The organism is Paenarthrobacter sp. 4246, assembly GCF_040546855.1.
Classification (GTDB): Bacteria; Actinomycetota; Actinomycetes; order Actinomycetales; family Micrococcaceae; genus Arthrobacter.
The window spans coordinates 261,115-283,523 of the sequence record NZ_JBEPOP010000005.1; the positions used below are offsets into that span (position 1 = coordinate 261,115).

Annotated in this window: 15 protein-coding genes; 5 read left to right on the forward strand and 10 right to left on the reverse strand. The window is 61.2% G+C overall.

The annotated features are described in order from the left end of the window. Positions 1-163: 163 nt before the first annotated feature. Positions 164-4,294, forward strand: coding sequence for a type VII secretion EssC family protein (locus ABIE35_RS11600; protein WP_354515018.1), 4,131 nt, complete (start codon positions 164-166; stop codon positions 4,292-4,294). Here the strand turns inward: ABIE35_RS11600 and ABIE35_RS11605 are convergent. Beyond that, positions 4,291-4,791, reverse strand: a complete 501-nt coding sequence (locus tag ABIE35_RS11605) for a hypothetical protein (protein ID WP_354515020.1) — start codon at positions 4,789-4,791, stop codon at positions 4,291-4,293. The two genes, ABIE35_RS11600 and ABIE35_RS11605, sit on opposite strands and share 4 nt — an antisense overlap. Positions 4,792-5,030: 239 nt before the next feature. Between ABIE35_RS11605 and ABIE35_RS11610 the strand changes: the two genes are divergently transcribed. Continuing rightward, complete coding sequence (locus ABIE35_RS11610) at positions 5,031-5,279, forward strand: WhiB family transcriptional regulator (protein ID WP_003804966.1); 249 nt, start codon at positions 5,031-5,033, stop codon at positions 5,277-5,279. Positions 5,280-5,384: 105 nt separating this feature from the next. Here the strand turns inward: ABIE35_RS11610 and ABIE35_RS11615 are convergent, their stop codons facing one another. From ABIE35_RS11615 to ABIE35_RS11630, 4 genes are read right to left on the reverse strand one after another with little or no spacing between them, the layout of a single operon-like run. Continuing rightward, complete coding sequence (locus ABIE35_RS11615) at positions 5,385-6,854, reverse strand: sensor histidine kinase (protein WP_354515022.1); 1,470 nt, start codon at positions 6,852-6,854, stop codon at positions 5,385-5,387. 31 nt (positions 6,855-6,885) lie between these two features. Next, positions 6,886-11,742 carry an NAD-glutamate dehydrogenase gene (locus ABIE35_RS11620; protein WP_354515024.1) on the reverse strand — a complete coding sequence of 1,619 codons (4,857 nt, stop codon included), beginning with the start codon at positions 11,740-11,742 and terminating at the stop codon, positions 6,886-6,888. Between the two features lie 57 nt (positions 11,743-11,799). Beyond that, positions 11,800-13,110, reverse strand: coding sequence for a CpaE/TadZ family protein (locus ABIE35_RS11625; protein WP_354515026.1), 1,311 nt, complete (start codon positions 13,108-13,110; stop codon positions 11,800-11,802). Further along, positions 13,107-13,751 carry an SAF domain-containing protein gene (locus tag ABIE35_RS11630; protein WP_354515028.1) on the reverse strand — a complete coding sequence of 215 codons (645 nt, stop codon included), beginning with the start codon at positions 13,749-13,751 and terminating at the stop codon, positions 13,107-13,109. The genes ABIE35_RS11625 and ABIE35_RS11630 overlap by 4 nt, the downstream gene beginning before the upstream one ends. A 156-nt stretch (positions 13,752-13,907) precedes the next feature. On the opposite strand from ABIE35_RS11630, the gene ABIE35_RS11635 reads away from it, so the two are divergent. Then, positions 13,908-14,129: a helix-turn-helix domain-containing protein gene (locus ABIE35_RS11635; protein ID WP_354515030.1), complete on the forward strand. Its 222-nt coding sequence runs from the start codon at positions 13,908-13,910 to the stop codon at positions 14,127-14,129. A gap of 17 nt (positions 14,130-14,146) precedes the next feature. Here the strand turns inward: ABIE35_RS11635 and ABIE35_RS11640 are convergent, their stop codons facing one another. Beyond that, a complete protein-coding gene (locus ABIE35_RS11640; protein WP_354515032.1) occupies positions 14,147-14,713 on the reverse strand; it encodes an SH3 domain-containing protein in 567 nt (188 codons plus the stop codon). Positions 14,714-14,862: 149 nt separating this feature from the next. Here ABIE35_RS11640 and ABIE35_RS11645 point away from each other — a divergent pair, with 149 nt between their 5' ends. Together ABIE35_RS11645 and ABIE35_RS11650 are read left to right on the forward strand one after the other, a co-directional pair. Further along, a complete protein-coding gene (locus ABIE35_RS11645; RefSeq protein ID WP_354515034.1) occupies positions 14,863-15,630 on the forward strand; it encodes a LysM peptidoglycan-binding domain-containing protein in 768 nt (255 codons plus the stop codon). 149 nt (positions 15,631-15,779) lie between these two features. Further along, a complete protein-coding gene (locus ABIE35_RS11650) occupies positions 15,780-16,202 on the forward strand; it encodes an Rv3235 family protein (protein ID WP_354515036.1) in 423 nt (140 codons plus the stop codon). 133 nt (positions 16,203-16,335) lie between these two features. On the opposite strand, the gene secA is transcribed toward ABIE35_RS11650, so the two are convergent. From secA to ABIE35_RS11670, 4 genes are all read right to left on the reverse strand, one after another. Beyond that, positions 16,336-19,077, reverse strand: a complete 2,742-nt coding sequence (gene secA / locus ABIE35_RS11655; protein WP_354515038.1) for a preprotein translocase subunit SecA — start codon at positions 19,075-19,077, stop codon at positions 16,336-16,338. Between the two features lie 42 nt (positions 19,078-19,119). After that, positions 19,120-20,409 (reverse strand): winged helix-turn-helix domain-containing protein, encoded by a 1,290-nt coding sequence (locus ABIE35_RS11660; protein ID WP_354515040.1) that lies wholly within the window; start codon positions 20,407-20,409, stop codon positions 19,120-19,122. A gap of 29 nt (positions 20,410-20,438) precedes the next feature. Beyond that, complete coding sequence (hpf, locus tag ABIE35_RS11665) at positions 20,439-21,167, reverse strand: ribosome hibernation-promoting factor, HPF/YfiA family (RefSeq protein WP_354515042.1); 729 nt, start codon at positions 21,165-21,167, stop codon at positions 20,439-20,441. A 188-nt stretch (positions 21,168-21,355) separates the two neighbouring features. After that, entirely contained in the window at positions 21,356-22,408 is a 1,053-nt protein-coding gene (locus ABIE35_RS11670; protein ID WP_354515043.1) for a ComF family protein, read from the reverse strand. Between the last annotated feature and the right edge of the window lies 1 nt (position 22,409).

The following is a 22,409-nucleotide window of genomic DNA, read 5'->3' on the forward strand; positions in this document are numbered from 1 at the left end:
GACACCATGCCGCGGCGTCAAGGGCTATCCGTGCAGATCCCTCCGGTTTGTCCACATACGCCTTACCCGAGGCTGCAAGTACGGCGTATCGGCTCTAGCGTCAAGGGTAACGACCTACCTCTGTTTGGGCAGGCGCGTTACTGACCTCGGGGAGACAGAAGCCATGACTTTGGAATGCACGTTGGTGAGGGGCCCGGCGGCCGCGGAGTTTTCGGCTCCGGAGGAATTGACCATCCGGGTCCCTGAAGGCACACCGGGAGCCCACCTTCAGTCAATTCTCGGGGAGGAGCGCGGGACTGGTCCATTGGCAGTGGATGGAAGGGACATAGCCGACCTGACGGTCGGCCGGCCTCCCCTGGTGTCCGGTGCGACAATCGTCGATGGCCCCGCACCGCACCACCCCTCCAAGCCAGCGCCCCTGCCTCTCATGCTGCTTACTCATTCGGGCCCCAGTGCCGGCGCTGTCTTCCGAATTCATCGCGGCCGCTTCCGGATAGGCCGCGGAGCCACGGAGATTTCCGTGCCGGATCCAGGCATGTCCAGGGAGCACGCGGTGCTGGATGTTTCCAGTACGGCACTGACCCTCAGCGGCGTCACAGCCGCCAACCCAGTCCTCGTGGATGGACGCCCGTCCCGGCGCACGTCCGTGACGTCGGAATCAACAATTCTGTGCGGCAACAGCGTGTTCTCTGTCTCCACGGAGAGAGGTCCGCTCCCGGAAATTTCCAACGATGCCGGACGCTCCGTGGAGGAACCACTTGAGGTGCCGCATGCCGGACGGCAAGGAAGCCGCACGGCGATCATCCTGGCCGCCGGGCTGCCGTTGATCGCAGGCGTCGGCCTGGCCATTGCAACCGGGACGTGGATATATCTGGGATTCACCGCCATCTCCGCGGTCAGTCTCCTGGTCCCGTTCATTACGGGACGGAAGAACCGCCGGGACTGTAGATTGGCTGTGGCCCGCGCCGCTCAGGAGGATCTCGGCCGCCGGCACCGTTCCTCTCCCTCCGCTGCGGAACTGGTGGTGGCTGCCTGCGGCAGGGCCGCCACCCAGGTGCGGGACGCAGCACGAGGTCAGTCCGATTCATCGTTGTCCCAATCGCCTGCAGATACCCCTGAGGAAACCGTCGGCGCAGATTCCGGCAGCTGGATTCGGCTGGGGACAGCCAACGCACAGGCAAACATCCGGTTGGTACCTGACGATCCAATGTTCAGCGCACCAGACATCGGATCAGCGGCAGTGACCTTGGACCCGAAACTTCCCACGGTGGCACTTGACGGACCTCCTGACCACGTCGATTCCCTGCTCCGGTTCATGCTGATGCAGATGGCCGGCCACCCCCGGACTGCGGAGTCACCCGTCATTGTCGTTGGGAACGTCGGAAGGGTGCCCCTGAGCGCCAGGTTCCTCGCGAAGGTAACTCTTGCGACGCAGCACGAGGCGGCCCTCACCGCCATGCAGCAACTAAGCGGCAGCGCCCATGGAAGGCTGTTCATCATCGACGAACCGGCAGGTTGGGACAAAGGCGCTTTGTCGTCTCTCCTGGGCGCCGGGCGCCGGAACGGATGGCAAGTGATCCATTGCGGCCCATCTGCTGAACACCTTGGTCCTTCAATCGAGCTTTCCACGTCAGGGACCACAGGAACACTGGAGGTGGCCGGCGAGCGCCGGTCATTCGTTCCAGACCTCGTCCCAATCAGCGTTTTCGATGCGTTCTGCCGCACGATGGCTTCGCTGGCCCATCAGGAACGAGGCGGCAAACGGCAGCCCGTTCCTGAGCAGTGCGCACTGGATACCCTTCTTCCGTTCGGGACCCGAAGGGTTCTTCTTCGCTGGGAAGACACTGCACGATTATCTGGACTAAGGGCAGTGTTGGGCCAAGGCCGTCAGGGATCCGTGACCTTTGACTTTAAGCGTGACGGTCCACACCTTCTGGTGGCGGGCACCACGGGCTCAGGTAAGTCGGAGCTCCTGAGGACCCTCGTCGCTTCCATGGCGCTGACGTATTCCCCCGATCACACAACATTCCTCTTTGTCGATTTCAAAGGCGGCTCAGGATTACGGCCTCTCGCCGGCCTGCCTCACTGCGTAGGCCTCTTGACCGATCTTGGTGGGCGTCAGTTGGATCGTGCACTTGCTTCGCTCCGGGGGGAGATCAGGTACCGCGAGGAATTGTTCGCTGCGGCTGACGTTACGGACCTGGACCAATACCACCTCGCTGCGCCTAGGACGTATCCTGCAATTCCGCATTTGGTTTTGGTCATCGACGAGTTCCGCATGCTGATTGACGAAGCTCCCGGCGCCCTTCGCGAGCTCATGCGGGTCGCCACCATCGGCCGATCCCTTGGTGTCCATCTGGTGATGGCGACCCAGAGGCCTCAAGGAGCGTTGACCGCCGACATCCGGGCGAACGTTGCGTCGAGTATCGCTCTTAGAGTGCAATCTGAAGCGGAGTCCGTGGACATCATCAATTCTAAGATGGCTGCCTCCATCAGGGCAGATACTCCGGGAAGGGCATTCTTGGTCCGGGCTTCAGACAAGCCGGAAGAATTCCAGGCCGCGTCCCTCACGGTTTCCCACGATGCCAGGGCCTCCGATGGCCCTCATGGTGGATCTCCTCCGTTGGTCCATGCAGTCACCCAGATACTCAACGGCGGCTCACGCCATCAGGGCCCATCGTCCCAGTCCTTGACCGGACATCGGGATGCCCTTCCGGATGCCGGTGTCCGGCGGCTTGTCTCGACTGTCCAGGACGCATGGCACCGCCAAGGGAGTTCCCTCCCCCGACATCCCGTAGCAGCACCCCTGCCGTCTGCGATTGCGTGGAGTGGTGGACTTTCCCTGGCGGATGCTTCTTATGTCCCCGCAACCACTGAAGCCGTGCCATGGTGTGTTGGGCCACTGGCGTTGGTTGACAGGCCCACGCGGCAGGTCGTGGAGCCCTTGCAGTGGTTGCCGGCCGAGCACGGACATCTGGCCATGATCGGAAGTGCTTCGAGCGGCATGCACGCCTGCTTCAAGGCAGTCTCGGCCATGCTGGCCATGCAAGGACCCCAGCCTCATCCCTTTGTTATGGATGCGGCAGGAATATTGGGCGACCTCGTTGGCCAGGCAAGGGTAGGTGCACTTGTTGGCCTGCACCAATTGCCGCTTGCAGCGCGTGTGTTAAAGCGTCTTGCCGAGGAAATGGACAGTCGACGCACCAGCAACGACGCCGGGTGGACCACCAAGCCCCTGGCTTTGATCATCACAGGGTGGTGCTCATGGGCCGCCGCCTTCCGGGCCGGGACCTCAGCCTGGGCAGAGAGCCTCCTGCAGGACATTGTGAGGGACGGCCGTCCTCTCGGCATCACGGTGATGATTTGTGGCGAGCGGGAATTGGTCAGTTCACGTTTCTTTGCCGCGATACAAAACCGGGCTTATTTTCCGTCAGGCTCCACGGAGGAAGCCCGGTTTCACTGGCCCCGCCTTCCAGAGGTGGAGCCAATTCCAGGGCGCGCCGTCGCCACGGGCAACTTCGTCGACGGAGATACAGTGGTTACCCAGTTTCGTGAGGCTCCCGACGAGGGAGACTGGCCGTTCGCCCCTCTCCCTCTGGGAAGACCGCCCTTCCGCCTGCGGCCGCTTCCCGATCACCTGGACGAAGAGGAATTTCGTGATGGGCTCAAAGCCTCCTCGGCCATGTTGATGTCTACCGGGCAGGCATCGGGGAACCCTCTCTGGATCGGCGTCGGAGGGGACGAAGCGATGCCCGTTTCCCTGCCTCTCCGGCCCCACGGCGTCAGCATCATCCTCGGCGGCCATCGATCAGGGAAGAGCACGGCGTTGGCATCACTCCGTCGCATGAATCCTTCCGTTGCCTGGGTTGTTCCGGCACTTGGAACATGCGCGGACTCTATCCAGGCCTCGGCCGCACAGCAAACGTGCGCGCTGGACCCGGAGAGCGTCGTGTTGGTGGACGATGCGGACTCTCTTGACCCCCAAGGGCGCCAAGCGCTCACTGCTTTGGTAGGAAAAGTCCGAGGCATCGTAATGACAGCCACTCCTGGGCCCGCACTGATGCAGCAACTGCCACTGGCCCGGGAAGTCCAAACCTTCCGGATGGGCTTGGTCCTGGCGCCGGGATCGCCTCACGACGGCGATCTCCTGGGAGTACGACTGGAAACAGACCGCCCAGCGCGCCCTGGGCGCGGCTATGTGGTGGAGGGAGGAGACGTGCAGCCGTTTCAAGCAGTTCTCACAACGGACCTCCCACCCATTGCCGCCCATGGTTCTCCCACGGAGGCGGGCTAAAGGACTCCGGAGGTACCGCCTGTGCGCGACGCGTAGGCAATCACGTCCCTTTGGAAAAGGAACACAATGGCCGCAACGGCCGGGATGACCATAGCCAGGCCCGGCAGAACAAGCCCACCGGTCATAGTGGGGAAGCCGATGGTGAGAACAAACAACTGGGCCACCAATGCAGCGGCCCGGGTCCATCGGTATCCACGGAACAGGTAGTGCCCCACTGCGAACAACCACACCGAGAAGGCAAGGAGCAACCCCAGCGTAAAAACGGCTCCCCAGAAAGTCAGTACCGGGGCGCCAGTAAGCAATTCGTACGCGTACCAGGCGGCGGCACCCATGAGCGCGAGGGCTTCCAACAGGACAACGGCAGAAATCACTGCCACCCCCCGGGGTCGGCGGCTGTAGCCCCGGCCGCTGTTTTCTTGGTGCGCCTTCGCGTTGGAGTCATCTCCCGGCTCCGGTCCGGAGGCGGGTTGGGCAGGGTTTACGGGAGGTCTTGACACACTGGCACACTACCGGACATAGTCATCTAGCAGTGAGGACACTGGCGGCTGATGTGATGCATCGCTCACAGATTCCGGGCATTTCGACCACTAACACCCCTTGTTTACAAGGCGTTAACATGAAACGCTTGACTCAGACGACCAAGGGGGCCCATGCGGGCCCCTTTCCTTTGGAGCCTCTCGTGAATGTTTTCACAAAAGGCCCTATCTAGTTCTCACGAATGGAGTGACTGATCAGCATGGATTGGCGTAATCGCGCAGCCTGCCTCGACAAGGACCCGGAGCTCTTCTTCCCAGTCGGCAACACGGGACCAGCACTTCTGCAAATCGAGGAAGCCAAGAGCGTCTGCCGCCGCTGCCCCGTAGTGGACACCTGCCTGCAGTGGGCGTTGGAGTCCGGACAAGACGCCGGTGTTTGGGGCGGTATGAGTGAAGACGAGCGTCGGGCTCTCAAGCGTCGCGCTGCTCGCGCGCGCCGCGCTTCCTAGACCTCATTAATAAGGAAGGCCGCAGACCATTGGTCCGCGGCCTTCCTTAGTTAAGCCATGGCTGTCGGCGCTCTGTCCCGGGAAACTGGGGAGAGCGCCGGCCTTTTAGGTGCGGGCCAAATTCAACACGATTTCGACGGCGGTTCCCCCACCGTCGCGAGGGCTCCACTGGATTGATCCACCGAGTTCGCTCGTCACCAGTGTGCGCACAATCTGCAAGCCCAGGCCCTCGGTGTATTGACCGTCCGGCAGGCCAACGCCGTCGTCGGCAATGGTCACGGTCAGAAATTCGTCATTTCCGTCTCCGTCAGCCCGATCAGCCAAGAGCCATACCGTCCCTGTGCGCCCTTCAAGACCGTGCTCCACGGCGTTGGTGACCAACTCGTTAATGACCAAGGCCAAGGGAGTGGCAAAGTCGCTGGGCAGCTCGCCAAACATCCCTGAACGTTCCGTTCGTACTTGCTGGGACGGCGATGCCACCTCGGCAGACAACCGGAACTGCCGTCCGATCAACTCATCAAAATCAACACTCTGCGTCAGCCCCTGGGAAAGGGTTTCGTGGACGAGCGCAATGGTGGCCACGCGCCGCATCGCTTGTTCCAAACCCTGCTTTGCTTCGTCACTGACCATACGGCGCGATTGCATTCGCAGGAGTGCCGCCACAGTTTGAAGATTGTTTTTCACCCGGTGATGGATTTCCCGGATAGTGGCATCTTTGGTAACGAGTTCCATTTCCCTGCGCCGCAGTTCCGAGACATCGCGGCACAGGACGAGGGCACCGAAACGGTGTTGCTCGTCGCGCAAGGGAATGGCCCGCAGGGAAAGACTGACGCCACGCGACTCAATTTCACTGCGCCAAGGCATCCGACCTGTGACAACCAATGGCAGTGTCTCATCCACCATCCGGCGGTCTTTGAGGAGCCCGGCAGTCACTTCCGCCAAGGACCGTCCCTCCAGCGATTCAACTTCGCCGAGTCGCCTGAAGGCTGACACCCCGTTGGGGCTCGCGTACTGCACGATGCCTTCGGCGTCCAGCCTGATGAGTCCGTCCCCCACACGTGGCGCCCCACGGCGGGATCCAGTGGGCGAAGCGAAGTCGGGCCACAGTCCCAGAGTTCCCATGCGCAGAAGGTCATAGGCGCACTGACGATACGTCAATTCCAGCCTCGAGGGCATCCGGGAGCTGGAGAGATCCATGTGGGATGTCACTACGGCCAGCGTCCTGCCGTTGCGCACCATGGGAACAGCTTCGACACGCAGTGCCATCTCGCTGCTCCAGCTCGTTTCGCTGGATCGTTCGATCGAGCGGCTGTTCCAGGCCTTTTCCACCAGCGGGCGAAGATCGGAGCGAATGCCCTCCCCCACGAAGTCCGCGTGAAACACCGTATGTGATGTCGACGGACGCACGTGGGCGAGGGCAATGTAACCGAACTCCGGGTGCGGGAACCACAATGCGAGGTCCGCGAATGCCAAGTCGGCGACCATCTGCCAGTCACCGACGAGGAGGTGCAGCCATTCGGCATCTCCAGGCCCGAAATCAGCGTGTTCCCTGATGGGGTCTGTAAAGATTGCCACTGCACCTCCATTTGCAACGCCGGGATTGCCCCTAGCGTCGAACGATTGACCTCAAGAGCCTTAATGCTACCGACAGTGAAGCCATGTCGTCGGCTTCGAGCGCATTGACCTCGTCAAACATGGTCTTGGCCCGGCCCAGTTGCTCGGCATTCTGTCCTTCCCACGCCTTCAGGCGATCTTCAGCCGAGGTGCCGGCCTCCGTCGACTCCAGGACCGACGTTGTCATATCCGCGACCGTTGAGTACAGGTCATCCCGAAGAGCGGCCCTGGCCAACGCCTGCCAGCGGTCATCACGCGGCAGCGAGCTGATCCGTTCCAACAGCGAATCGACATGGAAGCGGTTGAACACGGTGTAGTAAACGTGTGCCACGTCTACTACACTGCCGCCACCGGTCTGGGCAATCCGCGCGATATCCAACAGTGCGTAACTCTCGAACAACTCCGCCCACCTGTGGGCAAGGTGTTCGGGCAAGTCCCAGCCACGTGCCTTCTCAAGCCACCCTGAGATGCGGGTTTTGTCCTCGCCCCGGAGGTAGTCCAGCAGCTTGGCCCGCAAGGGGGCCATCATCGGCTTGAACGATTCCACCACCGTGGAAATCGGTTGGGATGCCATCCCTTGCCCCAAGACCCACCGCACAGCTCTGTCCAGCAGCCGGCGGATATCCAGGTGGACTTCACTCCAGTGTTCTGTCGGGAAGGAGGCTGGGAGCGCGTTCAACTCCGCCACCATGGGATCGAGGTCGTAAATTTCGCGCAGCGCCACAAATGCCTTGGCAACCGCCACCTCATTTGCAGATGTTTCTTCGATGGCCCGGAAGGCGAATGTGATGCCGCCCAGGTTGATGATGTCGTTGGCCACGACGGTGGCGATGATTTCGCGGCGCAGCGGGTGGGTGTCCAGTTCGGCGTCGAACTTCTCGCGCAATTGCTTCGGGAAGTAGTTACGGATGGTGTCCGCGAACCAGGGATCGTCAGCAAGGTTGCTGTCCCGCAGTGCCGCGCCGAGTTCGATCTTGGCGTAGGCCGCCAGAACTGCCAGTTCCGGAGACGTCAAGCCTTGGCCCTGCTCCAACCTTGCACGAAGCGTCTCCGTGGTGGGCAAGGCTTCGAGATCACGCTTGAGATCGGCGGACTTCTCCAACCAGTCCATCAGCCGTTCGTAGCTTGGACTCCACTCCGCAACCCGCGTCCGATCATTCAGGAGCAGGATATTTTGGTCGATGTTGTCCTGAAGGACGAGTCGTCCCACCTCATCGGTCATATCCGCCAGGAAAGCGGCCCGTTCTTCGGCCTCAAGCTTGCCGGCAGCCACCATTCGATCCACAAAGATCTTGATGTTCACTTCATGGTCGGAGCAGTCCACCCCGGCTGAGTTGTCGATAGCATCCGTGTTCAGGATGACTCCTTGCAGTGCGGCTTCAATACGCCCACGCTGCGTCAATCCGAGGTTGCCGCCTTCTCCCACCACCTTGACCCGCAGGTCGCGCCCGTCCACACGAATGGCGTCATTGGCTTTGTCGCCAACGGCCGCGTGGGTCTCCGTGCTGGCCTTGACGTAGGTGCCGATGCCGCCGTTATAGAGGAGGTCAGCCGGAGCCAGCAAGATCGCGCGAAGCAGCTCCGGCGGGCTCAGCTGCCTTGTACCTTCGGGCAGGCCGAGGGCTTTTCGGACCTGGTCAGAGACGGGGATGGTCTTCGCATGGCGCGCGTAGACGCCTCCACCTTCACTGATCAGTGACCGGTCATAGTCGTCCCAAGAGGACCGGGGCAGCTCAAAAAGCCGCTGTCGTTCGGCGAAGGATGCCGCGGCGTCGGGTGTGGGATCAAGGAAGATATGGCGATGGTCGAATGCGGCCAGCAGACGGATGTGCCGGGACAGCAGCATCCCATTGCCGAAGACGTCGCCGGACATGTCGCCGACGCCAACTACCGTGAACTCTTCGGTCTGGGTGTCCAGATCAAGTTCACTGAAGTGCCTCTTGACTGATTCCCACGCCCCGCGTGCCGTAATGCCCATGGCCTTGTGGTCGTAGCCCACCGACCCTCCGGAGGCAAAGGCATCGCCCAACCAGAATCCGTACTCGGCCGCGAGCCCGTTGGCGGTGTCGGAGAAGGTGGCGGTTCCCTTGTCGGCTGCCACCACCAGGTAGGAATCGTCGCCATCGTGGCGAACAACGTCCGACGGCGGGACAAGCCTTTCGCCGTCCGCTGACGTCACGAGGTTGTCGGTGATGTCCAGCAAACCCCGGATGAAGGTCTTGTAGCTTTCGATTCCTTCGGCCATCCATGCTGCCCGGTCAACTGCCGGGTTGGGGAGCTTCTTCGCGAAGAACCCGCCCTTGGCACCTGTGGGAACGATCACGGCGTTCTTGACAGTCTGGGCCTTCACCAAGCCCAGGATTTCCGTACGGAAGTCTTCCCGCCGGTCCGACCAGCGGAGACCGCCGCGGGCTACCTTCCCAAAGCGCAGGTGCACGCCTTCTACCCTGGGTGAGTAGACCCAGATCTCATACATGGGACGGGGGAAGGGCAATCCGTCGATCGACGTTGGATCCAACTTAAAGCTGAGGTATTCCTTGTTTTGGAAGTAGTTGGTCCGCAAGGTGGACTCAATCAGGTTCACGAAGGTACGCAGCACGCGGTCAGCGTCCAGCGTTGCCACCTGCTCAATGGACTCGGCGAGTGCTACCCGTGCTGCAGCCTGGCGTTCCGGCCGGAGATCCTCCGGAACAGTGGGGTCGAAGCGCGCAGAGAAGAGGGCATTGAGTCCGCGGGCAACGTCGGGGTTGCCCAGAAGAGTATCCGCGATGAAACCGAACGAATTGGTGTTGCCCATTTGCCGCATGTATTTGGCATAGGCGCGGAGGACCACCACTTGGCGCCAGTGCATGCCCTCACGCAGCACCAGTCGGTCAAAGTTGTCCGACTCGACAGATCCTGTGACGGCCGCTCCAAAGGAATCGCCCAGAAGTTCACCGGTAGCGAGGGGATCGACGCCGGCGGGGTATTTGAGCCCGAGGTCATAAAGGAAGAAGTCGCGGTGATCTGAGGTTTCGATCTCGAAGGGACGTTCGTCCAGAACTTCAAGACCAAGATTGTGGAAGTAAGGGAGAATCTGGCTCAGGCTCTTGGGCTCCATGAGGTAGAGCTTTACGCGGGCGTCCTCCTCCAGAGCTTCGCCGGCACCTTCTGGAAGATACACGTGAACCCCAGGTTTTACCTGCTTTGTTGCTTCACCGGCTCTCTCGGCCTGTGCCCCATACTTTTCGAAGCGTTCGATATCCTCCAAGGCGTCTTCGACTTCATAGTCCACCCGGTAGCCTGCGGGGAATGCCTCGGCCCACAGGGCAGACAGCACATCGGCACTTTCTGCCGGGCGGTGCTCACGGAGGACCTCGGCGACTCCTTCGCTCCATGAGCGGGACGCCCTCATCAGCCGGTGTTCAAGCTCCGCAACATTGACTTCCGCCAGCTCAGCCGTGCGCGGGAGGCGGATCCTGAAGAAGACACGGGCCAAGGCAGACTCAGTGATCCGGGCCTCGTAGTCGATGCTCTCGGCCTGGAACGTTTCCCGGAGTTCCTGTTCGATCCGAAGGCGAACGCTGGTGGTGTAACGATCACGGGGCAGGTACACCACCGCCGACATGAAGCGACCGTAAATGTCAGGCCGGAGGAACAACTTTGTACGGCGACGTTCCTGCAACCGCTGGATCCCCGTGGCAGTAGCAGCCAGGTCCGGAATCTCGATCTGGAACAGTTCGTCGCGCGGGTACGTCTCGAGGATACCCAGGAGGTCCTTGCCGGAGTGGGAGTCAATCGGGAACCCAGCGTTCCGCAGGACGGCGTCCACCTTGTCTCGGACAATAGGGATATTGCGCACAGAACCGGTGTAGGCACTTGTTGCAAAAAGCCCGATGAATCGCCGTTCCCCGTTGACATTGCCCTGGGAGTCGAAGCTCTTGACGCCGATGTAGTCAAGGTAGGCAGGCCGGTGGACAGTCGATCGGGAATTGGCTTTGGTGATCACCAGTGCCCGCTTTTCCCGGGCGCGCTTGCGCCCGGCATCCGTGAGGTGCTGGACCTGACGCGTGCTGTCCCCCGCGCGCAGAAGCCCAAGACCGCTGTCTTCACGCAGTTGAAGGACGTCCTCGCCGTCCTGGTCCACGAGGTCGTACTCGCGGTATCCGAGGAAGGTGAAGTTGCCGTTGTCCAGCCAGCGCAGGAGGTCCTGTGCCTGCCGGAGTTCGGCGATCTGCTCCGGGTGGGATATGCCGCCAAGGGCTTCTGCCAGTTCCAGTGCTTTGCTGCGCATCTTGGGCCAGTCTTCGACCGCTGCCCTGACATCCCCGAGGACACGGTGCAGTCCGTCAACCAGCTCTGCACGGGCGTCGTCGTTGACACGGTCAATCTCCACCGCAATCCACGACTCCATGTGCGAAGAGTTGTCACCGTCGCCCAAGAGGTGCGCCACGCTTGGCAGAGCCGCGGTATCGCCGCTGGAGATCCCTACGTTGGAAGGAACCCGGGAGATGTTTCGGAGCTCCCCGGATACACGGTCGCGAGTGACCACAAACAAGGGGTGCATGACAAGCCGGATCGCACAGTTCTGGCGAACGAGTTCTGCATTTACTGAGTCCACAAGGAACGGCATGTCGTCCGTGACGATGTACACGACGCTTCGGTCCGCTTCACCGGCGATTTCGACGACGGCGTTCCCCGGCATACGGGACTGCGCGACCTTTTTGTGGTTCGTTGCCCGCGAGATCAGCAGCTCAGGCGAATACGCACGGGCATCCTCCTCTGCGAGGTGTTCATAGTAGTCACCGAAGAAACCTTCACGGACAACTGCTGCATCGGACCGATCCTCCACGCTGGATCCTGACGACATCTACAAACGCCTCCATCACATGTTGATTGCTGCGACTCTGCAGCCCACATTTTGAGCCTAGCGCTTAAGCAAGCGGACGGCTCTGGTACTTCGGCCAAAGGATTTTCGCTTTCGCTGGGCAGGCGCACAGACCAAGTTGGCGATGGCGATCCGCAGGGCAGACTCAGGCGCAGTTTCAAGGAGGACCGAGCCGGATAGCAAGGCGGCGTCGCAGGTCACTGGATCTGCAGGGAGGTAAGCATCGATCACCAAGCCCGGCCCGTACCGGTCCCATGCTTCCGCCAGTTGCTGCTTGGGTGCGTGTCCCACGGCCGCCCTCTTCACCTTGTTCAGCACCACGCGGAGGGATGCTTGTGGAACAGCTGCTTGAAGGTCCACCAGGCCCCGGACCAGCCTCGGTACTCCGATTGCGTCAGCTGCTCCCACAGCGAACACCACGTCTGCCATTTCCAAACTCCTGAGAGTTGCTGCGTTCCGCCGTGGGGCCATGGTGTCAAAGCTCAGCTCCTCATCTGATTCGAGGCAGAATCCGGTATCGATCACCACAACATCAGACACCTCCTTGGCCCGCTCAAGGACCTGCGACAGCGCCCCCGCCCTCAGCTCCGTCCATCGATCAGCGCGTGTAGTCCCAGTGAGCACACGGAAGGAGCCCTCTTTGGTGAAGACGGGGGTCGCCGCGGCATTCAACGCACTGGCGTCGAGCCTGCCCTGGTCCGCAAGCCTGCATGCCTGGGCCAGTCCCGCGGCCTCGTCCAGCAACCCGAGAACAGCAGAAACACTGGCACCATAGCTGTCAGCATCCACGAGGATGACGGATTTACCCTCTGCTGACAATTCGGCAGCGATGTTGACCGCCAGCAGTGTCCGTCCGGGTGATCCTATGGGACCCCATACAGCAAAAACCAGACCTGAACCCTCCGGGGAGTCCTCGACAGTTTCCGGAGCAGGCATTAAAAGTGGTCCGCCTCCGGCATCAGCAAAACCTGCGTCCTGGCCCGCGCCCAGGCGTCCGCGCGAGTGCTCACGCCCCACGGCCTCGGAAATTCTTGCCGCGAGCGCAGACGGTTCTATTCCGGAGGCCGCTACAACGACTCCGATGGAGTGCAATCGCTGTACTTCGGCCGGGTCATCCGTCAGGGCCACGATCGAAACTCCAACAGCGCCAAGCCGATCCACCAAAGTCGTGGTCAATTCCTCGCAGCCCTCGGCGACGACGGCCGCCATGGCAAGGCCGCTTTGGCAGGCAGCCATCAACTCAGCAAGCTCTGAACAACGGCGAACTACCGTTACCGGACCGCGCAGGCCCTCCAGCCCGCCCACTACGGCCTCTTGGGCTGGACCTACCGTAACTACCGGAATGCTCATGGGTTGAGGCCCGCCGGGTTCCACACGACGGAGATACTGGCCTTGTTTGCTTGGGCTCCCAACAACTTGGGCATTTGCTCATCCGTCACCAGGACCAGCACTTGAGTGGTCTTCGATGCCCCCAAGGCAGCGGCGCCTGAGACCACCTGGGCGATTTCCGCACCGGGCAAGAGCAGTTGCGGCTCATCAAAGGCTCTGCTCGCACCGGGCAAGGCAACCCAGACATCCACGCGCGCTCCACCGACCGCTTGGGCGGGAAGTTCCCCTTCCACGGAAATAGCCACTGGCTTCCTGTTGAGGGCATCAGCTTTCCCCAGGCTTTCCTTTGGAACCAGCTGGTTTTTCGCCACCCGCTGCAGGGCTACCCGACCTTCAGCCAGGCCACCCTCCACAGTGACGTACCCGGACTCGACATCGTCCAGGCGCACACTGACAATTGACAGGTCGGCCACGGCAACCACCTGGCCGACTGCGATGTCTTCGCGCGCAGTGTAGACCTGCGTAGTCCTGTCAGCCGATCCAACCAAGGCGATGACGCCGGCTGTGGACACAAGCACCAGCAGCATGCCGATGAGAAGCCGCGGGTCCTTCCACGATGGCTTCTTCAATCTTGCTGCAGCGACCGCCGTAACGTGACCCATGTTTCTGCTACCCCCGATGAGCTAAAGGCATGATCGATGGACCCGCCCCCCTCATTCTTACCGGCGGTTACTACACGACAAAAGCCAACGACCCTCAAAGGGGTCGAAACTGTGGATAAACACACCAAAGAAGGCCAACGGTGGCAAAATGGTGCCATGCCCCGATTCCTGACTCTGGCCGATGTCGCCGAACAACTCCAAATCAATTCACCACAGGCCTACGCCCTGGTGCGAAGCGGCGAGTTGAAAGCCATCCAGATAGGAGGGCGCGGACAATGGCGCATCGAGGAGACGATGCTTGAGCAGTACATCCAGGAGCGCTACGCAGAAGCAAGCCGCATGATCCAGGAAGCAAAAACCAAGGCGAACCAGCCCTAGAGGCAGCCACGGAGGGGTTACTCGCCGCTTGCCGAACACAGGGCTGCAACAGCACTGAACGGGACGGTCATGACTGACGCCACGTTGCCTGCCCGCCGCACTTCACCGTCGCGGACCACAGCAACATCGAAGTGGTCCCTTCCGACCCTGTCGATGACACCGTTGATCTTGACGCCGCCTCCGGTCCGCGTGCTCACATGGACAACCAAGGCGGACCTGTCCCTGGCCAATGCCCTCAGGGCCGAGGCGAACCCTGGCAACTGCCGGACCGTGGACACGGGCTTTAAGGCCAGCCTCCCCAGACCTTGGAAAGTGAGCACTGCGGCGAAGGGCACCAGCCATTGCCGCGATCCCTCGGACAGCACCAACCACTCACCACCCACGCGGCCCAGCACTCCGTGAATAATGTTGCCGTCAGCGAGGAAGAGCTTGATCACGGAGCCGGCTGCACCACGGAGGCGATCACTCAGCTCGATCCCCGCAAGCTCTATCCTGGCCCGCTCGGTGATCTCCGATTCCGCTTCCAGGGCACGCCCGGCAGAAAATTGTGCTTCCAAGTCGTCAAAGAGAGAGTCCCATCTCATGTCATCAGACTAGGCTGCAACGTGTAGGCAGGGCGAACAATGCGTGATCCGGCGACCCGAATTGGACAGGAAGCCCGGGACGTGCCCACAATAGGCCTAACGAAGTCAAAATGCATCAAATTGCATCAAACGAAGCTTGGGGGCTTTGAATGGCAAGAACGTTACGGATCGACGCCTGCCTCGCTGCAATAATTCTGGGGCTTGGGCTACTGCTCGTCCAGGTGGGTAGCATGCTCGTTGACCAATGGCGGTCAGCAGATCACCATCATCAGAACTTCTCGTTCGAGGACCTCCTTGGTTTTGTCGCGAACGGCGCCGGCATAGCGCTGGTGGCATGGTGGGTCCTTTCCCTACTGCTCGCCGTCTTCGCATCGCTGTTGCATCGAAGTGGACGGGCGAGCGGGGCCAACACCCTTGCCAAGTTCAGCCCTGCCTTTATGCTGCGGCTTGCTGCAGCGGTGGTGAGCGTAAATCTCCTGGGCGTGACCATGGCGCAAGCAACGCCTCCATCCGACCCCGGTTGGGCGCCGACACCTGCGAGCGTGGGAACGTCTCCCCACCCGGCATGGAGGCCGCAGCCGATTACCGGGCTCGTGTCTTCGTCACCGACGTCAGTGGCCGACACTGCGGAAAGTGGGGGCGATCCGCGGTGGAAGCCTCAAGCTCCTGCACCTGCCCCTGGGCTTCTAAGTCGCCCATCTTCCAGGCAAGAGAACGCCCAGGACAGTACCGGCGTCGTCGTGAAGGCAGGAGACTCCCTATGGTCGCTTGCAGCATCGCGGCTTGGTCCCTTTGCAACGGACGTGGAAGTCGCCCTGATGTGGCCTAAGTGGTATGCCGCAAACCTTACCGTCATCGGCGGCGACCCTTCAGTGTTGACTCCGGGTCAGGTCCTGCGGCCACCCGCACCTGACTGACAGTACGGGTCATCCGACCCACCGTTTCCTTGGCCCGCTCAGGGGCCGTATCCCGCATCAAACCAAGTTCAGAGTCATCCCAGCAGAAGCCACCAGAACAGAGCGTCCCCACGCTCCTGTTCAATGTAGTGAATGCCTGAGGTATGACCATGACCGTTGTGACTGCAAGCCGGCCTGCGGGCCGACAGAGCACCCAACGAACATTTTCCGGCCACGGTTCTAGCGGTTCGGACATCGACGTTCGGCTGGTTGCGCGCAGTATTGCGCAGGCAGCTTTGGAGGTCCTGGCCGGAACACGAGCTGTGAGCCAGCTCTCCCGTTCCTTGGACCCTGAATGCTATGTCGCTCTGCAACATAGGGCAGCTCTCACCCGCAAGCACGCCGCCAGGGTCCGGGGGAACCTGCAGCCCCACCGCAGCCCTATGGTCCGCTCTGTTCGAACCTGCTCCATCACCGAGGATATTTGCGAGGCAAGCATTGTGGTGGCGGAAGAACTAAGAAGCCGGGCTGTCGCCATGAGGTTGGAACGTCTGGAAGGCGTGTGGCGGGTTACGGCACTGGAGATCGGCTAGACCTGGCGAATCCATCTGCAGGCAACAAAGGGTGGACTCCGGACATTGAGTCCGGAGTCCACCCTTTGGAGTGAGAGATTTTCGTGGCTGGCAGACCACTGAAATGGCTAACGGCCCGCCGTACGGTATTGGGTCAGCGACGCTTCTTTTTGGCCGGCTTACGCTGCTCTTGGCCCGCTGCCTTCGCCGGGTTGCCGGAACGACCGGAAGCGCGGCCTTCGATGCGTGTTTGGGTAGCGCCATCTTCACCTGGGGCGGTGTACTGCAACTGGGCCGGCTTTTCCGGTGCCTGCAGACCCGCCGCCCGGATCTGGGGTTCATGATGTTCGGTGTGCGCCCCGGCGGCGGTATCGTCGGCCACGACAACGTCTTCGGCGGGTGTCACCTCCACCTCCAGGTTGTAGAGGAAACCGATGCTCTCTTCGCGGATGGCTTCCATCATGCTCTGGAACATCACGAAACCTTCCCGCTGGTACTCCACCAGGGGGTCGCGCTGGGCCATCGCCCGGAGACCAATACCCTCCTTGAGATAGTCCATCTCGTAGAGATGTTCCTGCCATTTCCGGCCCAGAACAGAAAGCACAACACGACGCTCGAGCTCACGCATGCTCTCAGAGCCAATGGCCTCCTCGCGGGCCTGATACACCAGCCGGGCATCCGAGAGGATCTCCTCTTTCAGGAACTCGGCAGTGACACGTGATCTTCCGCCCGCTTCCTCAATGATTTCATCGGGCGTCACGGTTGCCGGGTACAACGTCTTCAGATTGGCCCAGAGTTGGTTGAAGTCCCAATCGTCGCCCGTTCCTTCAGCAGTGGCAGCATCGATGAGGGCGTTGATGGTGTCTTCAAGGAAGTACTGGACCTTCTCGTGGAGGTCGTCGCCCTCAAGGATTCGACGCCGGTCGCCATAGATCGCTTCACGCTGCCGGTTGAGGACGTCGTCGTACTTGAGAACGTTCTTACGCTGTTCGGCGTTGCGCCCTTCCACCTGGCCCTGTGCCGATGCGATGGCGCGGGAGACGAGCTTGGACTCAAGGGCAACATCATCCGGGACCGAACTGTTCATGAGACGTTCGGCCGCACCTGAGTTGAACAACCTCATGAGGTCGTCCGTCAGCGACAGGTAGAAGCGCGATTCGCCCGGGTCACCCTGACGTCCTGAACGGCCGCGCAACTGGTTGTCGATCCGGCGGGACTCGTGTCGCTCGGTACCCAGGACGTAAAGTCCGCCGAGGTCCAAGACCTCTTCGTGTTCATCTTTGACCGCCTGCTTGGCTGCCGAAAGCGCTTCGGGCCAAGCGGCCTCGTACTCTTCCGAGTTCTCCTCGGGATCGAGCCCTCGCTTTGCCAGCTCTGCAATGGCGGTGAACTCAGCGTTGCCGCCAAGCATGATGTCAGTACCGCGACCAGCCATGTTGGTGGCAACAGTGACGGCGCCTTTTCGTCCGGCCTGCGCCACGATGGACGCTTCACGTGCGTGGTTCTTTGCGTTCAGTACTTCGTGCCGGATACCTTCCTTGGCCAGCAACTTGGAGAGATACTCGCTCTTCTCAACGCTCGTGGTGCCGACCAGCACAGGCTGGCCCTTCTCGTGCCTTTCGGCGATGTCCTGGACCACGGCGTCGAACTTCACGACTTCGTTCTTGTAGACAAGGTCCGCCTGGTCGATGCGCTGCATGTCGCGGTTGGTGGGGATGGGCACGACACCCAGCTTGTAGGTGCTCATGAACTCCGCGGCCTCAGTCTCGGCCGTGCCGGTCATGCCGGCAAGCTTCGAGTACATGCGGAAGTAGTTCTGCAAGGTCACGGTGGCGAGGGTCTGGTTCTCCGCCTTGATCTCGACATTCTCCTTGGCCTCGATGGCCTGGTGCATGCCCTCGTTGTAGCGGCGGCCAGCCAGGATACGGCCAGTGTGTTCGTCAACAATCAGGACCTCGCCGTCGAGGATGACGTAATCCTTGTCCCGCTTGAACAGTTCCTTCGCCTTAATTGCGTTGTTGAGGAAGCCGATCAAAGGCGTGTTGGCTGATTCGTAGAGGTTTTGGATTCCGAGGTAGTCTTCCACCTTTTCGATACCGGCTTCGAGAACGCCCACGGTGCGCTTCTTTTCATCGACCTCGTAGTCGACTTCGGGCTGCAGGCGGAGTACGACTTTGGCGAATTCGCTGTACCAGCGGTTGGTGTCGCCCTGGGCAGGACCGGAAATGATGAGCGGAGTACGGGCTTCATCGATCAGGATGGAGTCGACCTCATCCACGATGGCGAAATTGTGGCCGCGCTGAACCAGTTCGCTGCTATCCCAGGCCATGTTGTCACGCAGGTAGTCAAAGCCGAACTCATTGTTGGTTCCGTAGGTGATGTCCGCAGCATACTGCTGCCGGCGGACCGCAGGATCCTGATTCGACAGGATGCAACCGCTGGTAAGTCCAAGGAACCTGTAAACCCTGCCCATCAGTTCGGACTGGTATTCGGCAAGGTAGTCGTTGACCGTGACGACGTGGACACCCTTGCCCGCCAGCGCGTTCAAATATGCCGGGGCAGTTGCTACGAGGGTCTTGCCCTCACCGGTTTTCATTTCTGCGATGTTGCCCAGGTGGAGCGCAGCACCGCCCATCAGCTGGACATCGAAGTGGCGCATGCCCAAGGTGCGGGAAGAGGCCTCGCGCACAGCGGCGAATGCTTCCGGAAGGAGGGCTTCCAGGGTCTCCCCGTCCTGGTGACGGGACCGGAGATGGTCCGTCTCCTCGCGGAGTTCGGCGTCCGTGAAGGACTTGAAGGAGTCTTCCAGGGCATTGATGGAATCGGCATAGTTCCGCAATTGCTTGAGTGTCTTTTTGTCACCCGTGCGGAGAAGTTTTTCGATTAGTGATGCCACGTGAAATTGCTCCCAGTCTCATGCTGCCGAATTCTGGCTGTTTCAGTCTACGGGAGAGACCAGCGCCACGTTGCCGCGTTCCCCTCTGAGCGGACTGTCCGATTGCAGCGGCCCGCCCCGGCCATCAGCGCGGTCGGCAACAGCTTCGGCTAGAACGCCTGCGAGGTCCCCCACGGGCCACACCACTACCTCCTGCAGCCTGAGCCAGGCGGCCATGAGTTCCAGCTCGGCAGCAAGTTCGACGGCGGTATCCGCCGGAGCTCCAACCTCCGCGAACGCCGAACGCACCAGGAGCTGGCCGGATGCGCGGTCAGCCTTCAAGTCCACTCTTGCAACGACACCGTCCCTGAGGAGGAACGGGAGGACGTAGTAACCGAACTGACGCTTGGCCGCGGGGGTGTAGATCTCAATCCGATAGTGGAAGCCGAACAGTTCTTCAAGACGCCGTCGCTCAAAGACCAGCGAGTCGAACGGACTCAGCAGTGCACGCCCGACCGCCGCGCGTGGAATCCTGGCGTTGACATGCTTGTAGGTTTCCCTGTCCCAACCACGCACAGAGACTGGATGGAGGCGCCCTGCGCGGACCAATCTCCGGACTGAGTCCGCTCCGGCTTTCAGGGGCGTACGGAAGTAGTCGGCGAAGCAGCGCACAGTGCCGATGCCATGTGCCTGGGCGGCCGCGTCCATCAGGCGGTCGAGCGCTTCTTCGGGAGTACCCCCGGGCTGTGCCATGGCAGGAACAACCTTGGAAGTCAGGGTGTACTTGCGTTCGAATTGCTGTGTGCGTGAGGCGGCAGAAATCCGTCCCTGTTCAAACAGATGTTCCAGGACCCGCTTAACGATGTTCCAATTCCATCCCCAGTTGCCACGGTCAGCTTCCTCATTGTGTCCGAGCTCGGCCGTCAGTTCCGAGGCCGTCATGGGTCGTCCGGCTGTGAGTGCAGCGAGAATACGGCCTTCCATGTCCTGACGGACAAGGGGCTCAAGGTTGTGGGCGCCCACCCAGCCCCGCTTTTGCCACACCAAGAGGTCTTGAAAGTGCTCCGGGCGGATAAAGCTTGCCTCGTGTGCCCAGTACTCCATCATCCTGCGGGGTTTCCGCCCGGCCATGGCATGGAGGATGCGGGGGTCGTAATCACCCAGACGGGAGAAGAAGGGCAGGTAGTGGCTTCGTGCCACCACGTTCACGGAATCGATCTGGACGAGCTGGAGTTGGGCAAAGGTCCGGCCCACCGCCCGTGATGTCACGGGGCCGGCGGGCCGGATCTTTGCCAATCCTTGAGCTGCCAATGCGATCCGCCGTGCCTGTGACAGGCTCAGCGAAGCGGTCATGGAAGTCCCTTCATGCAGGAAAGGTGGGCCTACTTGGCCGTGGACGCCTCATCATCGGAACGGTAGGCGTGGATCTTCTCTTCCACAGCCTCTTCGCCCGGTTCACAGGTGGAGTCGAGGGTGATCACACCGTAGGTCCAACCGTTGCGCCTGTAGACAACCGACGGCGCGTTGGTTTCCTTGTCCAGGAAAAGGTAGAAATTGTGGCCAACGAGTTCCATGTTGTCCACAGCGTCATCCAGTGTCAGGGAAGCTGCGGGGAAGACTTTCCGGCGGATCAGGACGGGTGAATCGCCTGCCGGAATGTCGTTCTCGATCTCATAAGGAGAACGCTCGTCAGCGGCGGGTACGGGTTCTTGGTGGTTGCTCGCCTCGACGTAGAGCGGTTCGCTCGCGCTGGCTGGCTCGAGTGTTGCGGTGGCCTCCCGCACGGCTTTCGGCGTGTGGCGTCCGTGGTGCACCTTTTTCCGGTCTTTCGCACGGCGAAGCCTCTCAAGAAGCTTGTTGTACGCGAGATCGAAGGCAGCGAATTTGTCAGCGGCTGTGGCCTCGGCACGGATGACGGGGCCGCGGCCCAGGACTGTCACTTCTACGGTGAGCTGGCCGGGCGTCTGCCGCGGGTTGGTTTCCTTGGAAACCTTGGCGTCGACTCGCTGGACCTTATCCCCCAGCGATTCAATCTTTGAGATTTTCTCGCCGGCGTATTCGCGAAAGCGGTCAGAAACTGTGAGATTTCGTCCGCTGATCATGAACTCCATGGTGCCCTCCAAATAACTCAGGTGACACGACAACGACGCTGGTGGGGGCTTGTCTGACGGACAGTCGAGCCCCTTTCCGAGCCGCTATCGACAGGTACATCTGTTCTTGGTACCCACAACCGACGTTAGTTCATCGCCACGCGTTATTCATCCTTTAGTCACTTATTTTTTGATTGAGTCTTAACGACTTAACAGGGATCGCGCCTGGCACTGTTGAAAGCATAGGCTGGTGGCCTCGTGGCCGCGAGGACAACAGCCCCGCAGACCACGCCACCCGCGGTTTCCACCGCCCTCATCGCTTCGGCAAGGGTGGCGCCGGTGGTGAGGACGTCGTCCACGAGAATGCATCTCCTGCCACTGATCTCCTTGAGGGATCGGCTTCGTACGCGCATGGATCCGCGGACCCTGCTGGCCCGCGCGCCACGTCCCAGTCCTTTTTGGCCTGCGCCGGAGCCCCATGTCCCTTTTCCGGCGAGAGAATCGGCCGCCCGAGCAAGCAGGTTCCTTATCAAAGCCCTGCTGATGTACGCTGCCGGCGAATCGCGTCTCTTCTCAAGCGCGTCGATGGTTGGGCATTCCGACAACATGCCTCGCATCCGCAAGCAGAAAAGCAACAGGTGCAGCGGACTGAATCCCCGCATCCTGTATGCCCGGCCGCTGGTAGGAATTGGTACAAGACATAATCCGGAACTGCCTCCGATGGCCCGTTGTACCGCTTTGCCCAGACATGGCGCCAAGACCCCGGCCAAGCGCCACTGGCCGAAGCGCTTGAAGGACAAGATGCACTGTGCCAGCTCATCACGGTATGGACCCGCGGCCACCACCCCGATCTTCACCGTGCCATCCGCCTCAACCAACGCGGGCGATTCGAGTTCTGCGCGGAAGGGTTGGCTGCAGAGTTGGCGTACGCGCTTTGCGCAGTCTCCACACAACACGGTGTCCTCGGCTGAACAGCAGACACAATCCACCGGGACCAGCAGCCTCAGCAGATCGACAACGGTACCCTGCAGCGCCGCCAGCAACCGGCCCCGCCCTTGTCGATCCGGACCACGACGTCGGGCCCGGACGGGATCCACCGGGTGCAGGTCCGGGTCGCGTGCCCGCAGGGGCTGCCGCCCACGTGTCCCGATACTGGGTTCGGGAGTTGCACCTAGGCCAGAGCCTCGCCCGACGACAGTGCCTGCCCCAATGACAGAGTCAGCCCCATTGCCCGGCGCGGCCCCAGTATCTTGTGTAATCATG